General features: G+C 58.9%; 14 protein-coding genes. 8 read left to right on the top strand and 6 right to left on the bottom strand.

The window, feature by feature from the left end; genetic code table 11:
• Nucleotides 1–25 precede the first annotated feature (25 nt).
• From DXT96_RS12405 to DXT96_RS12395, 3 genes are all read right to left on the bottom strand, one after another.
• Nucleotides 26–565: a lytic transglycosylase domain-containing protein gene (locus DXT96_RS12405; protein WP_149900166.1), complete on the bottom strand. Its 540-nt coding sequence runs from the start codon at nucleotides 563–565 to the stop codon at nucleotides 26–28.
• Nucleotides 566–812: 247 nt separating this feature from the next.
• Entirely contained in the window at nucleotides 813–1,580 is a 768-nt protein-coding gene (locus tag DXT96_RS12400) for an N-acetylmuramoyl-L-alanine amidase (RefSeq protein ID WP_149900165.1), read from the bottom strand.
• Nucleotides 1,577–2,317, bottom strand: a complete 741-nt coding sequence (locus DXT96_RS12395) for a DnaJ family molecular chaperone (protein WP_035220735.1) — start codon at nucleotides 2,315–2,317, stop codon at nucleotides 1,577–1,579. The genes DXT96_RS12400 and DXT96_RS12395 overlap by 4 nt, the downstream gene beginning before the upstream one ends.
• Nucleotides 2,318–2,648: 331 nt before the next feature.
• Between DXT96_RS12395 and DXT96_RS12390 the strand changes: the two genes are divergently transcribed.
• The 7 genes from DXT96_RS12390 (at nucleotide 2,649) to DXT96_RS12360 (ending at nucleotide 10,425) form a co-directional block, all read left to right on the top strand.
• The gene (locus DXT96_RS12390) at nucleotides 2,649–3,860 is read left to right on the top strand and encodes a pyrophosphate--fructose-6-phosphate 1-phosphotransferase (protein ID WP_149900164.1); all 1,212 of its coding nucleotides are present in this window, start codon (nucleotides 2,649–2,651) and stop codon (nucleotides 3,858–3,860) included.
• Between the two features lie 51 nt (nucleotides 3,861–3,911).
• A complete protein-coding gene (locus tag DXT96_RS12385; RefSeq protein ID WP_153515041.1) occupies nucleotides 3,912–4,547 on the top strand; it encodes a LysE family translocator in 636 nt (211 codons plus the stop codon).
• 125 nt (nucleotides 4,548–4,672) lie between these two features.
• Nucleotides 4,673–5,728 carry a transglycosylase SLT domain-containing protein gene (locus tag DXT96_RS12380; protein WP_153515040.1) on the top strand — a complete coding sequence of 352 codons (1,056 nt, stop codon included), beginning with the start codon at nucleotides 4,673–4,675 and terminating at the stop codon, nucleotides 5,726–5,728.
• A gap of 340 nt (nucleotides 5,729–6,068) precedes the next feature.
• The gene (locus DXT96_RS12375) at nucleotides 6,069–7,319 is read left to right on the top strand and encodes a DUF3419 family protein (RefSeq protein WP_153515039.1); all 1,251 of its coding nucleotides are present in this window, start codon (nucleotides 6,069–6,071) and stop codon (nucleotides 7,317–7,319) included.
• Nucleotides 7,316–8,032: a class I SAM-dependent methyltransferase gene (locus DXT96_RS12370; RefSeq protein WP_194287627.1), complete on the top strand. Its 717-nt coding sequence runs from the start codon at nucleotides 7,316–7,318 to the stop codon at nucleotides 8,030–8,032. The genes DXT96_RS12375 and DXT96_RS12370 overlap by 4 nt, the downstream gene beginning before the upstream one ends.
• A gap of 263 nt (nucleotides 8,033–8,295) precedes the next feature.
• Entirely contained in the window at nucleotides 8,296–9,075 is a 780-nt protein-coding gene (locus DXT96_RS12365) for a GH25 family lysozyme (RefSeq protein WP_153515038.1), read from the top strand.
• A gap of 123 nt (nucleotides 9,076–9,198) precedes the next feature.
• On the top strand, nucleotides 9,199–10,425 hold the full coding sequence (locus tag DXT96_RS12360; protein ID WP_153515037.1) for a lytic murein transglycosylase: 1,227 nt from the start codon (nucleotides 9,199–9,201) through the stop codon (nucleotides 10,423–10,425).
• A gap of 464 nt (nucleotides 10,426–10,889) precedes the next feature.
• Here DXT96_RS12360 and metF read toward each other — a convergent pair whose 3' ends face one another.
• The 3 genes from metF to ettA all read right to left on the bottom strand — a co-directional run bounded on the left by metF (nucleotide 10,890) and on the right by ettA (nucleotide 14,618).
• On the bottom strand, nucleotides 10,890–11,795 hold the full coding sequence (gene metF, locus DXT96_RS12355) for a methylenetetrahydrofolate reductase [NAD(P)H] (protein WP_188356072.1): 906 nt from the start codon (nucleotides 11,793–11,795) through the stop codon (nucleotides 10,890–10,892).
• Between the two features lies 1 nt (nucleotide 11,796).
• On the bottom strand, nucleotides 11,797–12,810 hold the full coding sequence (locus DXT96_RS12350) for a metalloregulator ArsR/SmtB family transcription factor (RefSeq protein WP_149900158.1): 1,014 nt from the start codon (nucleotides 12,808–12,810) through the stop codon (nucleotides 11,797–11,799).
• 158 nt (nucleotides 12,811–12,968) lie between these two features.
• Complete coding sequence (gene ettA, locus DXT96_RS12345) at nucleotides 12,969–14,618, bottom strand: energy-dependent translational throttle protein EttA (protein WP_149900157.1); 1,650 nt, start codon at nucleotides 14,616–14,618, stop codon at nucleotides 12,969–12,971.
• Between the two features lie 147 nt (nucleotides 14,619–14,765).
• On the opposite strand from ettA, the gene DXT96_RS12340 reads away from it, so the two are divergent.
• Nucleotides 14,766–15,716: an alpha/beta fold hydrolase gene (locus DXT96_RS12340; protein ID WP_153515130.1), complete on the top strand. Its 951-nt coding sequence runs from the start codon at nucleotides 14,766–14,768 to the stop codon at nucleotides 15,714–15,716.
• The last annotated feature ends 35 nt before the right edge of the window (nucleotides 15,717–15,751 follow it).

Here is a 15,751-nt window from a genome sequence, read left to right as displayed (position 1 = left end):
ATGCCTCCTGAAAGATACTCGGACCTCAGCTGGCCAGCAGCGCCTGCACCTTGCCGCAATAACGTTTGGACACCGGATTCATCCGTGTGGCGCCATGGCCGGCATTATAACGCAGGATGGTGCTGCAGACCTCACCGCCGCCAAGCTGATGGGCGGTCGCCAGATATTGCATGCCCCAGCGAATATTGGTCTCGGGATCATAGAGCGCCTTTGTCGTGCCGCGAAAGCCCATCATGCGCGCCGTTGCCGGCTTGATCTGCATCAGCCCGACCTCGCCGGCACTGCCGCGCGCCTTGGGGTTGAACTTGCTTTCCACTGACACCACGGCATGCGCCAGATTGGTGGGAACGCCATAACGCTTGGCATATTTGACGATCAAATCGGAATAACCATTCTTGAGCGACGAAGGCAGACTCTTTTCCGGAATGGGATAACCGGGCTTGCGGAAGAAGGTCTCCAGCGTCACGGTTTTGGTCTTCACGTCCTCGTCTTTGGCAAAAGCAATCCCCGCCTGTGAAGCGAGCATAACAACACCCGCTGCAACAGCAACAACAACCCTGTTCATATGTAGAAAAAGTCTCCAGATCGGATGACTGAACCAATGAAGTGACACAAATAGTGAGCGCCCGGAAAGTCGATCGTGACCTTCCGCAGTCCAGTCTCCTTGATTGATATTGACGGCTGGTTCCCCTGAAGAACGGCACCGCATACAGTGCTGTTCTTAAACTTCCTCAATGCGGATTAACTGTGGCACATCAAAAAAAGCGACTTGAAAGCCCGGAAAACAAGGAACTATTTTCCAGAATTCGCGTTCAGGCGGCCGAAAATTTCGGCAGGCTGGTGATCAGCCGATGCAACGTGTCGATGGTGGAAAAATCCGCAATGCCATCCACAAGCGCCGGGCGAAAATGCCGCTGGAAGGCAGCCACGGCGCCTTCGGTCTTTTCGCAATAAGAACCTGTTATTTCAACGCCATATCCATAAATGGACAGCATCGATTGCAACGCCTCGACGGGCTGACCATGATCGCCGCGCTGGAAAAAACGCCCGCCGCGGATCGGCGCAGGCTCTACCCAATGGCCAACGCCATGCTGCGACAGGATGTCCCACGGGAATTTCTCACCCGGATCGACCTTACGGATTGGCGCCACATCGGAATGCGCCAGCACCCGCTCAGGCGCGATATTCCAGCGCTGGCCGCAATCGCGACACAATTCGATGACGGCGTCGACCTGTTTTTTCGGGAATTCCGGCAAACCGCCGGGGTGGCCCTGATTGGCGATTTCGATGCCGATGGAGCGGGAATTAATGTCTTGATCCCCCGCCCAGGTGCTTTTGCCCGCATGCCAGGCGCGACGGGTTTCCGGCACCATCTGGATGACGCGGCCGTCCTCGAAGACGAAGTAGTGGCTGGAGACCTGGCTTTCGGGGTTACGGAGCCACGACAGCGCGCCGTCCGCCGTCGTCATACCGGTATAATGCAGGAGAATGATATCAGGGCCGACAACATCAAGTCTCTCGCCATGGTTAGGCGACGGCGCAACGGCTGCGCCCGGAAAATCCGGCAGACATTCATTCATGCGACGCGGCGTTCTTTCTCGATGGCCGCATAGGCGGCGTTGAGAGCCGCCATACGCTCATTGGCCGCAGCATGCAATTCCATCGGCACGCCCCGTGCAATGAGCTTGTCGGGATGGTGTTCGGCAACCAGCGAACGGTAACGCTTGCGAATATCCAGAAAGTCGTCCGAGGGCGAAACGCCGAGCACGCGATAAGGATCGCGCCCGTCCATATGGACATGCCGCGCCATGATCGTTTCGAAGTGGTCTTCGGTGATATGAAAGATTTCCGCGATCCGGCCGAGGAAGGCCAGCTCCCGCTCATGGATCAGCCCATCGGCCTTGGCGATATGGAACAGGCCGTCGATGACGCTTTCCAGCATCTCGCAATTGTCGTGGCCGGAACCGCAAAGACCGGCCAGCCGCTCGGCATAAGCCTCGTACCCGGCGACGTCCTGACGCGCGAGATTATAAAGACGTGCAACGTTTCGCGCTTCTTCTTCGGGAAAATCGAAGATCTGCCGGAAGGCGCGTACCTCGGCATCGTTGACGACGCCATCAGCCTTCGCCATCTTGGCGGAGAGTGCGATAATCGCTACGGAAAAGGAAACCTTGCGCCGCGTCTCCGGATCACCTTCGAACAGGGTACGGATGGCTTCAACCACGCGTCCAAGCGCACCACCTGCCGCGTCGCCGATTGCGCCGAGCAGCCGCTCCCACAGGGATGAAATTTGCAGACAGGCAAAATCGAACATCATGACGCCAAGCATGACGGGATATTGCCGTGAATGCAATATGTCCGGCAGTGCTGCGGCATTAACTTTTATTCATCTTTGCGACAGTTTTGCTTCAGGAACAAGAGCGGGCCAAACAGCATGACCGGGGTTTTCCACAGGTGCAACGAGTGGACACCGGCAGCTGGCAGCCTTGATGCGGATTGAAACGATTATATTCGGCCAGTTTCCTCAAGCCGCTGAAAACCCGCGAGAAATCGGCGTTTTTCTTGATAAATTCACTTTACACCTACACGCGGCTGTCGCATCCATTTGCCAGACATGTATTTGAGTATATGCAAAAAGGAGAGCCATGATGGCCAAACAGAAAGTCGCAATGCTGACCGCGGGTGGCCTTGCCCCCTGTCTCTCTTCGGCCGTTGGCGGCCTGATCGAGCGCTACAGCGACATTGCGCCTGAAATCGACATCGTGGCCTATCGCTCCGGTTATCAGGGCGTGCTTCTGGGCGATCGCATCGAGATCAACAAAGACATGCGCGAAAAGGCGCATCTGTTACATCGTTATGGCGGTTCGCCCATCGGCAACAGCCGCGTCAAGCTCACCAACGCCGCCGATTGCGCCAAGCGTGGGCTGGTCAAGGAGGGTGAAAACCCGCTGCGCGTCGCCGCAGAACGGCTGGCCGCTGACGGCATCACCATTCTCCACACCATCGGCGGCGACGATACCAATACCACGGCCGCCGACCTCGCCGCTTATCTCGGCGCCAATGGTTACGACCTCACCGTCGTCGGCCTGCCGAAGACGGTGGATAATGACGTGGTGCCGATCAAGCAGTCTCTCGGCGCATGGACCGCCGCCGAAGTTGGTGCCGCCTTCTTCGACAATGTCAGCAACGAACAGAGCGCTGCGCCGAAGACCTTCGTGATCCATGAAGTCATGGGCCGCCATTGCGGCTGGCTGACAGCGGCAACCGCGCGCGCCTATATCCAGAAGACCAGCGGCAATGAATATGTCGAAGGCCTGATGATGAACACGCAGATGAAGAACATCGACGGCATCTACCTGCCGGAAATGGCCTTCGACATCGAGGCGGAAGCCGAGCGTTTGAAGGCGATCATGGACAAACACGGCTACGTCACGCTGTTCGTTTCCGAAGGCGCGGGCCTTGATTCGATCGTTGCCGAACGGGAATCGTCCGGCGAAGCCGTCAAGCGCGACGCCTTCGGCCATGTGAAGATCGACACCATCAATGTCGGTGGCTGGTTCCAGAAGCAATTTGCCGGCCTTATCGGCGCGGAACGCTCCATGGTACAGAAGTCAGGCTATTTCGCCCGGTCCGCGCCGGCAAATGGCGCCGATCTGCGCCTCATCCAGGGCATGGTCGATCTCGCCGTCGAAAGCGCGCTCAACAAGGTCTCCGGCGTCACCGGCCATGATGAAGATCAGAACGGCAAATTGCGGACGATCGAGTTTCCGCGTATCAAGGGCGGAAAGCATTTCGACCTTTCTGCAAAATGGTTTACCGAAGTGATGGAACACGTCGGTCAACCGTTCACAGCGGCCTAATTTTACGATAGGCTAATTAATGCGGTGACAGGGAGGGCAAGGAGGAAAAGAATGTCTGGACAGGCCTGGCTGATTTTTTGTGCAGCATGTGCCGTTGTGTTCGCACTTCCCTCTCCCCTTGTGTTCTCTGTCGCTTCTTATGCCGCCATCCGCGGCAAGAAGACCATCTTCGCCTCCGTCAGCGGCGGCGCGCTCGGCATCGTCACAGCCATGACGATCTCAGCCATTCCGGTGGCCGGTCTGGCTTATCTGCCGCAATCCTTTCTGGGTATAGTGCAATGGGCCGGCATCGGCTGGCTGATGCTGTTTCTGCTGTGGACATTTGCGACGCCCGCCGCCCAGGCGGCCAATGCCGATAACGACAATCTGCCAGGCAAATCATGGAGCGGCATTTTCCGTGATTGTTACGCCATTGCCGCGTTGCGTCCGCGCTACTTCACGTTCTTTCTGGCGCTGTTGCCGCAATTCATGTCCACCTCCGGCAACGCCGTGGAAACGCTGGCCATGGCGCAGGCCGCGATCCTGCTCGTGGCGCTCGCCGTTCTGACCGCACAGGCGCTGTTTGCCGGCTCCACACTGGCGCTAGTGCGCCGCATGTCGGGCGAGAAAAAAATCCGGCCAAAGTACCGCACCCACTTCATTTCCGGCCGCGCCGTCAGCGCCGGATACAGGCGCATCGCAGCCTGAAAAACCGGGACACCACGTCCCGGCTTGCCGCTATCCTTACAATAGGTTAATGAAGGCTCGACGGGACACTGCCTGCTTCGCTTGACGCGGGGGTATCGAGAGACAGGCATAACGAAGGCGGCAACATGCGAAATTCGGGCAAATTCCGCGGAAGAAGTGCACTTCTTCTGTCTTCCACCGTGGGTCTGGCATTGGCATTGAGCGGCTGCACCAGCGTCGAATATACCGCGAAGGAAGGTCCGAACGGCCCGAAAATCGCGACAGTCAACCCCGCTACGGCATCCGCCCAGGCATCGACGCAGACGACAGCAGCCGCACCGGCGACCCAGACCGCTGATGCGGCAACCTCTTCCCAGCCTGCAGCACTTCCCACCGCAGTCGCCGTCAAGGGCGGACGCGTGGCCCTGCCGCCGGCCTCTGAAATCGCAGCGGCGGCCGCCATTAGCGCGCAGATGCAGCCGCAGCAGAATGAAGTGGCTCAAGCCGCGGTGATGACATCCGCGCCGACCACGGTCGCGGCTCTCGCACCGACAGGCGTCACTCCGGCGGCAGCCGCGATTGAAACCGCTGGCTCAGCGACACAGCCGGCCATCCACAACGCCGCAGCCGATCTGCCACAGGTCGTTGCCGTGAAGGGCAGCTTCCCACCCGCACCGCCGCCGCCCGGCTCGCCTTCCATCGGCACGGAACTGACGGCGGAGCGGAAAGTCATTCCGCTGCCGAAGCCGGACAGCACGGTTCTCGCTTACGCCTCCGGCCCCACCAACGCCGCCCTTGCCGCCATCCGGCAGAACGAAGCGATGACGGTGCCGCTCAAAGCAGCGCCCGCAGGGCGCGAAAAGCTGAGCGGGCTGATTTCCAAATATGCCGTCATGTATAATGTGCCGGAAGATCTGGTTCACCGCGTTGTGCAGCGTGAGAGCATGTACAATCCCGGCGCCTATAACAGCGGCAATTTCGGCCTGATGCAGATCAGGCACGCCACGGCCCGCTCCATGGGCTTCGATGGCCCTGCCTCTGGCCTGTTCGATGCCGAAACCAACCTCAAATACGCCGTCAAATATCTGAGCGGCGCGTGGCTGGTGGCCGATAACAACCGCGACAACGCGGTCCGTCTTTATGCTCGCGGATATTATTACGACGCCAAGCGCAAGGGCATGCTGCACGTTCTGCGGAAGTAATAGCTTTGACTATGGTGGAGAAGCCACGCAGCTTGCAGCTTCTCTGGTAAACATGCCAGGTACTTTGTTTCGTCATCCTTGGGCTTGTCCCAAGGATCTAAGCGCATCGAAAAAATCGATCCGTTGCAGGTCCTCGGGACAAGCCCGAAGATGACGTCTGCGTGAGTGCGTGGCTCGCATTCCCATCTAGCGACGCGCTCTTCTTTGGTGTCCGGTTCAGGGCGGGCACGGGCTGGTTTCCCCACCGTCTTTCTGATTCGTTGCTTTCACCCACAGCCCCTGTCATCAAACTGTAGCGTCACGGCTGTAGACGCCTCTCAATCGACTGAGAGGTGAACATATGACGAGTGCGGCACCCAAGACCGGCTTCAGCAAGAACACGAAACTGAAGTCCGCATTGCTCCAGCACAAGGCACTCTCGAAAAGCGGCCTGTCCGAACGGTTCTTCGGAGTTCTTTTCTCCGGTCTCGTTTATCCGCAAATCTGGGAAGACCCGGAAATCGACATGGAGGCGATGGAACTGGGCGAAGGCCATCGCATCGTCACCATCGGTTCGGGCGGCTGCAACATGCTGGCCTATCTCTCCCGCAACCCTGCCAGCATCGATGTCGTGGATCTGAACCCGCATCACATCGCCCTTAACAAGCTGAAGCTCGCCGCCTTCCGCCACCTGCCCGCCCATCAGGACGTGGTGCGTCACTTCGGCCGCGCCAATACGCGCAGCAACAGCAACGGTTACGACCGTTTCATCGCCGATCACCTCGACGACACGACCAAGGCCTACTGGTCGAAGCGCACCCTGTCCGGTCGCCGCCGCATCTCTGTGTTTGACAGGAACATCTACCGTACCGGCCTGCTCGGCCGTTTCATCGGCGCCGGTCACCTCATGGCCCGCCTGCACGGCGTCAAGCTGACGGAAATGGCCAATAGCCGCACGATGGATGAACAGCGCCAGTTTTTCGACAGCAAGGTCGCGCCGCTGTTCGACAAGCCCGTGGTGCGCTGGCTGACGAAGCGCAAAAGCTCGCTTTTCGGCCTCGGCATTCCGCCCCGCCAATATGACGAGCTGGCCAGCCTTTCCGACGACGGCACGGTTGCCTCCGTGCTTAGGGAGCGGCTGGAAAAGCTCGCCTGCAATTTCCCGCTCAGCGACAATTATTTCGCCTGGCAGGCCTTTGCACGCCGTTATCCCGAGCCGCATGAAGGCACCCTGCCCGCCTATTTGAAGCCGGAATATTACGAGACGATCCGCAACAATACGGCCCGCGTCGCGGTGCATCACGCCACCTATACCGAGCTTCTTTCCAAAAAGCCGGCAAGCGGCGTTGATCGCTACATTCTTCTCGACGCGCAGGACTGGATGACGGACGGGCAGCTCAACGAGTTGTGGTCCCAGATCAGCCGCACTGCTGCTCCCGGCGCGCGCGTCATCTTCCGCACCGCCGCCGAAAAAAGCGTTATCGAAGGTCGGCTCTCCACCGACATCCGCAACCAGTGGGTCTATCTCGAGGAGCGTTCGCAAGAGCTGAACGCCATGGATCGTTCGGCAATCTATGGCGGCTTCCATATCTATCAGAGGGCTATGGCATGAAAACCATCGGCGAGAATGTGGGCCTTGCAGACAGCGCGCATGCGGGCATGATGGACCGCATGTATCGCCACCAGCGGCATATCTACGATATTACCCGCAAATATTATCTTCTCGGCCGCGACCGGACCATTTCCGGCCTCGACGTACCGAATGGCGGCACGCTGCTGGAAGTTGGCTGTGGCACCGGCCGCAACCTGCTTTTGGCCAGCCGCAAGTTTCCGCAGGCAAAACTGTTCGGCCTCGATATTTCTTCCGAAATGCTGCTGACCGCATCGGAAAATTTTGCCGGCAAGGCGGAGCGCCCCATCCTGCGCGTGGCCGATGCCACTGCCTTCCGCGCTGCTGAATTCGGCCAGCCTGACGGTTTCGACCGCGTCATGATCCCCTATGCGCTATCGATGATACCGGACTGGGAAAAGGCGATCGAGCGGGCGCTCACGGCGCTGAAACCCGGCGGCTCGCTGCATATCGTCGATTTCGGCCAGCAGGAACAATTGCCGAAGTGGTTCCGCACCCTTCTGCAGGCGTGGCTCACCCGTTTCCACGTCACGCCCCGCGCCAATCTTCGTTATGTTCTGGCCAATATGGCTGGCCGCTTTGACGGCAATCTCCAATTCGAAGAGATTGCCCGCGGTTACGCCTGGCGAGCCATCATCACGCTTCCGGTCGCCGAAATGCAGCCGAAAATCAGCCGGATGTTGGCGGACGCCTGATTTTCGACGGATTGCGCCTTGTCGATTCGGAGGCAGGCGCGGCACCGCCCGATACTATTCCAACCGCCGCGCACCAGAGAGAACTCCGGCGTTTTCTTGCGGACCGGATGACAAATCGCTTCATATTCAGTGCCTTGCAAGGCCGAAAAAGGCCGTTGCCCCTTGCCATATCAGTTTATTTACCATGTTATGGCTAAATTGGGAGATGCGCCGCGCCATGTTGCGGCTGCGGGATGGGCAACAACACTTTCATCAGGGTTCAAATGCGGCTGCGTTTATCGGCACTATTGTCGGCTTTGCTATTGATCGGCGGCTGCACCTCCACGAGTTACGACTTGCTTGAAACCGCATCCGTTTCCAAGCCGAAATTTGCCGATACCGATCCGCAGGATTTCGGCATGAACAATCCGCATCGCCATGAGGTGCACGGCATCGACGTGTCCAAATGGAACGGCGACGTCGACTGGCAAACCGTGCGCAAATCCGGCGTCTCCTTCGTCTTCATCAAAGCGACCGAAGGATCAGACCGCATCGATCCGAAATTCGGCGACCATTGGCGCAGTGCGGCAGCGGCAGACATTCTGCACGCGCCCTACCATTTCTACTATTTCTGCTCGACAGCCGATGCTCAGGCCGACTGGTTCATTCGCAACGTGCCGAAGGAAGCCGTCACCCTGCCCCCGGTTCTCGATGTGGAGTGGAACCCCTCCTCGCCCACCTGCAAGACAAGGCCCGCGCCGGGCATCGTTCGCGCCGAAATGCAGCGTTTCATGGATCGTCTTGAAGACCATTACGGCAAGCGACCGATCATCTACACCTCGGTTGATTTCCACCGCGACAATCTCGTCGGCCAGTTCAAGAATTACCATTTCTGGGTGCGCTCCGTCGCCGCCCATCCGGCCAAGATTTACGAGGAACGCCAATGGGCCTTCTGGCAATATACGGCAACCGGGGTTGTGCCCGGCGTCAACGGCCCGACCGACATCAATGTTTTTGCCGGCAGCGAGAAAAACTGGCGTAAATGGGTCGCTTCCGCCAAATAAACACGGCCAAGAAGCAACACATTCGAAAAAACCGCGTTCTCACCTGTCGTCTGGCTGCGAGACCCGTTTTTTTGTCGCAAACATATGGGTAAAGCGGGCCTACAACCCATTGAGGAAATTCCCATGTCTACCTTCCGGTCGCGCAGCATCATTTTTGCCGCCGCTTTGTCGCTTCTTTCCACTGGCTCCGCCCTTGCCACGCCGCCCGTCGCCTCGCCTGACGATCCCAAGCAGGTCGCCTGCGGCGGTGATCTCGGCGCATTTCTCGAAGGCGTGAAGGCCGATGCGCTGGCCAAGGGCATTCCGGCCGACGCGATCCAGAAGGCGCTTGCCGGCGCGCAGATCGACCCGAAGGTGCTGTCGCGTGACCGTGCACAGGGCGTCTTCCGCCAGACCTTCCTCGAATTCTCCCAGCGCACCGTCAGCCAGGCCCGTCTCGATATCGGCCGCAGGAAGCTGCAGGAGCTCTCCTCCACCTTCGCCCGCGCCGAAAGTGAATATGGCGTACCGGCCGGCGTCATCGCCGCCTTCTGGGCCATGGAAACCGACTTCGGCGCCGTTCAGGGTGATTTCAACACCCGCAACGCGCTGGTGACCCTCTCGCATGATTGCCGCCGTCCGGAACTTTTCCGTCCGCAACTGCTGGCGCTCATTGAAATGGTCCAGCATGGCGATCTCGACCCCGCCGCCAACACCGGCGCATGGGCCGGTGAAATCGGCCAGGTGCAGATGCTGCCCAAGGACATCATCGCTTTCGGCGTCGATGGTGACGGCAACGGCCACATCAACGTCAAGGACAGCGCCCCGGATGCCATCCTGACGGCTGCAAAATTCATCCAGCATCTCGGCTTCAAGAAGGGCGAGCCGTGGATTCAGGAAGTCTCCCTGCCGGAAAACCTGCCATGGGAAAAATCCGGCCTCGGCGGTCCGCTCACCGCCGGCGAATGGTTCGCGCTGGGCGTGACCCCGCGTGACGGCAACAAAAACTTCGCTTCCCTGCCCGCAGCCCTCATCATGCCGCAGGGCCGCAAGGGACCGACCTTCATCACCTATCCGAATTTCAACATATATCTGGAATGGAACCAGTCGTTCATCTACACGACTTCGGCCGCCTATTTCGCCAACCGGCTGATGGGCGCGCCCGTCTACACCAAGGGCAACCCAGAGCCCGGCTTCGATGACGCGACGATGAAGGAGCTTCAGACCAAGCTTGAAGCACGCGGACACAATGTCGGCAAGGTCGATGGCATCCTCGGTTCCGGCACCCGCGTCGCCATTCAGAAGGAACAGCAGCGCCTCGGCATGCCCGCGGATGGCTGGCCCTCGGCGGCTCTTCTGCAGGCGCTTTAAGCAATCTTAACGACGCTGGCGGGCCTTTAATCTGTCCGCCGGAATCAAGGCAAAATCGTTAATCTCGACCGGATGACTGGGGATAACACCCCGGTCATTTACTTTTTTTAAATAAATGAAGCAGTGCGTGATTAGAAAATAATCCTTTATTTTCAATATATTACAGAAAACGCTTTTTTATGCGACTGCCAAACGTGCTGCACTGCATCACAGAAACCGCTTTTCAACTGCCACAAAACGGTCATATTATCGAACCTGTCAACAACAGGAGGCACCCATGGGACTTACAAAATCTCTCAATGCCTTGGCAGTCGGTTTGGCGTTTTTGTTCGTAGCGATGATGCTTTTCATCTAACGAGACGTGAAGACCAAACGCAGATAAGAACCGTAGATGACACGAATTTAAAAAGCGCAGGCCCCGAGGGACCTGCGCTTTTTTCATGTCGAAAATAAACTTTTTTACTTCAGGCGGCGCTGCGGCGCAAACGCTCCAGCCCGAGATTTTCTAGCACGGCATCAACCAGCGGCGCGCGGTTCATCGTATAGAGATGGAATTCGTTCACGCCGCGCCGCTGCAGATCGGCGATCTGCTCGGCGGCAACTTCGGCAGCGACGCGGGCGCGCCCTTCGAGATCGTCGTCATAACCTTCGAAACGCTCATCCAGAAAACCGGGGACGCTGGTGCCGCAACGGCCAGCGAAACGCTTGAGCTGATGAAGGTTCTGGATCGGCATGATGCCCGGCACCACCGGAATGGTGATGCCCGCCGCCGTCACCCGCTCCATGTAACGCTCGAACACGTCATTATCGAAGAAGAACTGCGTCAGCGCGCGGGTCGCGCCATTATCCGCCTTGCGCTTCAGCATGTCGATATCGACAGCCTCGCTGGCGCTTTCGGGATGTTTTTCCGGATAGGCCGACACGGAAATCTCGAAGTCACCGATCTCGCGCAGGCCCTTCACCAGAGCGGCGGCGTTCTCGTAACCTTCCGGGTGTGGCTTGTAGTCCGTGCCGATGCCCGTGGAGGGATCGCCCCGCAGCGCTACGAAATGGCGAACGCCGGCATTGCGGAACTCTTCGACGACCTGATGCACATCGTCACGGCTGGCATCCACACAGGTCAGATGCGCGGCAGTCGGCAGATGGCTGTCACCGATCATCCGGCGCACCGCATCCAGCGTCGGCGCCTTGGTGGACCCACCAGCGCCATAGGTGACCGACACGAAATCCGGGTTCCATTTTTTCAGCTCGGCAACCGTTTCCCAGAGATGGGTTTCCATCTCGGCATTCTTGGGCGGGAAAAACTCGAAAGATAACCGGATATCGCCCCGGTTATCGCCATTGTGGCGCATGGTTTCCGACCTCAACATATCATGCCCTCCGGGAGCCAAGTAAAACCGCCTCTTGCACCACATCGTCTGCCATCAGCAGCCGTTGGTCGCGGGCAACCCATATCGTCACGTCCAAAGCTTCGTCGGACGCTTTTTCAGAATGAAGGTCAACGGCGCGGTCGGGCGCGAGCCCGGCCTTTTTCAGCCATTCTTCCATCAGCGGATGCGAAAAGCCGAGCCGGATATGGGCATGGTCATCGCGCAGATATTCGAAGGAATGCGGCGCAAGATCGATGACGATCAGCCGCCCGCCGGGACGCAGCATACGCGCGGCCTCGGAAAGTGCGATTTCTGGCTGGTCGAGAAAATGCAAAACCTGATGGATGACGATCAGATCAAAATCCTGGCCTTCCAGCGGCAGGTTGAGAATATCGCCATGGCGAACGGATGCATTGATCACGCCCGCCTTGTCGAGATTGGCGCGCGCCACCGACAACATGTCGCGGCTGGCATCGACACCGATCGCCCGGCGATAGATGCCGCTCAGAAGCTGGAGAATGCGGCCGGTGCCAGTGCCGAGATCAAGCAGCGAATCGACCGGCGTGGTGCCCACCAGCTTCAACAGCGCGCCTTCAACGGCCTCGTCGCTCACATGCAGACGGCGCAGCTCATCCCAGGCGGACGCATTGCGGCTGAAATAATCCTGCGCCCGCTCCGCTCTGGCCCGCTTGACGGTTGTAAGACGTTCACTATCACGCTGGAGAACGGCGTCAGCGGGCGATGCCGCGCCAAGCAGCTGTCGGACGACAACGGCGGGCTCACCATCCTGCCGCAGGCGGAAATAGGCCCAGGCGCCTTCCTGATAACGCTCGATCAGCCCCTCTTCCGTCAAAAGCTTGAGGTGACGGGAAATACGCGGCTGCGACTGGCCGAGAATTTCGGTAAGATCGGTGACGGTCAGATCGCCAGCCCCAAGAAGCGCCAGCAATCGGAAGCGCGTCGGTTCACCCGCCGCCTTCAAGAGATCCACCAATTTGTCTAAACCGAACGCCACTCTGTCGCGCCTCGCAAGCTAATCAACATATAAAGATATCTTTATGTCGATGTGGCGCGGGATGCAAGCACAAACTGTCTTACACCTTGATCAAGTCCACTTATTACACGCGAAAAGGCCCGCTTTACGGCGGGCCTTTTGCAGAGAGCGGAAAAGGATCAGCGCGTCAGGCGCTTGTAGCTCACACGGCCGGGCTTGATGCTTTCCGGGCCGAGGCGGCGGACCTTGTCCTTTTCGTAGTCTTCGAAGTTGCCTTCGAACCATTCCACATGGCTGTCACCCTCGAAAGCGAGGATGTGGGTGGCCAGACGGTCGAGGAACATGCGATCGTGGCTGATGATAACGGCGCAACCGGCAAACGCTTCCAGCGCTTCTTCAAGTGCCGCCAGCGTTTCGGTATCAAGGTCGTTGGTCGGTTCGTCGAGCAGCAGCACGTTGCCGCCGGCCTTCAGCATTTTGGCAAGGTGCACGCGGTTACGCTGACCGCCGGAGAGATTGCCAACCTTCTGCTGCTGGTCGCCACCCTTGAAGTTGAAGGCACCGCAATAGGCGCGCGAGTTCACTTCGAACTTGCCGAGCTTGATGATGTCGTTGCCGCCGGAGATTTCCTCCCACACGGTCTTGTCACCCGCCAGCGTATCGCGGCTCTGGTCGACATAACCCAGCTGCACGGTTTCACCCACGGTCACCGAACCGCTATCCGGCTGTTCCTGACCGGTGATCATGCGAAACAGTGTGGTTTTACCAGCACCGTTCGGACCGATGACGCCGACAATGCCGCCCGGAGGCAGCTTGAAGGTGAGGTTTTCGATCAGCACACGGTCGCCATAGGACTTGGTGAGGTTTTCCGCCTCGATAACGACGCGTCCCAGACGTTCGGCGACCGGAATGACGATCTGCGCGTCGCCGGGACGGCGGTTCTCAGCGGCTTCCACCAGCTCGTCATAAGCACGGATACGCGCCTTGGACTTCGTCTGGCGCGCCTTCGGGCTGGAAGCGATCCACTCCTGTTCGCGGCTGATGGCCTTTTGGCGCGAGGCGTCTTCGCGGGATTCCTGCTGCATGCGCTTGGCTTTCGCCTGCAGATAGGCCGAATAGTTGCCTTCGTAGGGAATGCCGCGGCCACGGTCGAGTTCGAGAATCCAGCCGGTGACGTTGTCGAGGAAGTAGCGATCGTGGGTGATCATCATCACGGCGCCGGGATAGTCGCGCAAGTGTTTTTCGAGCCAGGCGATGGTTTCGGCGTCCAGATGGTTGGTCGGTTCGTCGAGCAGCAGCAGGTCGGGCTGCGACAGCAGCAGCTTGCAAAGCGCCACGCGGCGGCGCTCACCACCCGAAAGGCCGGTTACGGCAGAATCGCCGGGCGGGCAACGCAGGGCGTCCATGGCCATTTCGACCTGATTTTCCAGATCCCACAGGTTCTGGCTATCGATCATGTCCTGGAGCTTTGCGCCCTCATCCGCCGTTTCGTCGGAATAGTTCATCATCAATTCGTTGTAGCGGTCGACGATCGCCGTCTTGCTCGCCACACCTTCCATGACGTTTTCCATCACGGTCTTGTTTTCGTCGAGCTTCGGCTCCTGCTCGAGATAACCGAGCGTCGCACCTTCGGCGAGCCAGGCCTCACCGGTATATTCCTTGTCGAGGCCGGCCATGATTTTCAAAACGGTCGACTTACCGGCGCCGTTCGGGCCGAGAATACCGATCTTGGCATCGGGGTAGAAGGAGAGATGGACGTTCTCCAGAACCTTCTTCGCGCCATAGGACTTGTTCAGCCCAGCCATGTGATAGATGAATTGACGTGCCATTGTAGCGAATGCTCCACATCGGATTTTTAAGAGTACGTATCGGGAAATTTGCCGCTATGTAGGGTAAATAGGACCTTGGGGCAACCTCTGGCACGATTATGACCCCATGATTATGACAAGCTGCGTGATGACACGATGGGTGAGATGATGAATGAGACGACGGATAACTTCGCCTTCAGCCGGATAGAGAGGCTGGACGCCCCCTCCGGCGCATCCATCGCCTTCCGCCACCAGCCTTCCACCCTCGTCCCGGCCCGCGGCGTGCTGATGATCTGCCATGGCCTCGTGGAGCATGCCGGCCGTTACCGCCGTTTTGCCGATGTCATGTCGCAGCAGGGTTTCGAGGTCTATGCCCACGATCATCGCGGCCATGGCCGCACGAAAGCGACGGATGCGCCGATCGGCCGTTTTGCCTGGAAAGATGGTGCGGAGAAGGTCGTCGCCGACGTCATGGCGATGCGGGTCATGGTCGGCGAAAGACATCCCGGCCTGCCGGTCATCCTGTTCGGCCATTCCATGGGCGGCCTCGTGGCGCTCAACACCGCCGTCAGTCATCCGGATGCCTTCGATGGCCTGTCGATCTGGAATTCCAATCTCAATCCCGGCGTGATGGGTCGTCTCGCACAGGTGGTGCTGCGGCTTGAAAAGATGCTGAAAGGCTCCGATGTGCCGAGCGTCATCCTGCCGAAAGCCACCTTCCGCGCCTGGAATGCAAAAATGCCGGAAAGGCGCACCCATGCCGACTGGCTGAGCCATGACAGGTTGGCAGTGGACGCCTATGTGGAAGACCCGCTCTGCCAGTTCGAGGCGAGCGTTTCCCTCTGGCAGGACGTCTTCGAACTCTCCTATCGCGCCCCGAAACTCATCGAACGCCTGCCGAAGACATTGCCGCTTTTGCTGGTCAGCGGCGACCAGGACGCCGCTACCAATGACGGCAGAGAGATCGTCTGGCTCGCAGAGCGGTTTCGGCAAGCCGGCTTCAGCCATGTCGAACACACCATCTACAAGGGCATGCGGCACGAAACGCTGAACGAGATCGGCTGGCAGGCGGTAGCGGCGGATTTCGCCGCCTGGTGCGGCCGCGTCGTTAACGGCTGAGGATGTCTTTGCCGAAACGGAATAAGTCCATGAGA

Source organism: Agrobacterium sp. ICMP 6402, from assembly GCF_009498615.1.
Lineage (GTDB): Bacteria > Pseudomonadota > Alphaproteobacteria > Rhizobiales > Rhizobiaceae > Agrobacterium > Agrobacterium burrii.
This window is presented reverse-complemented; position numbering and strand designations above follow the sequence as displayed.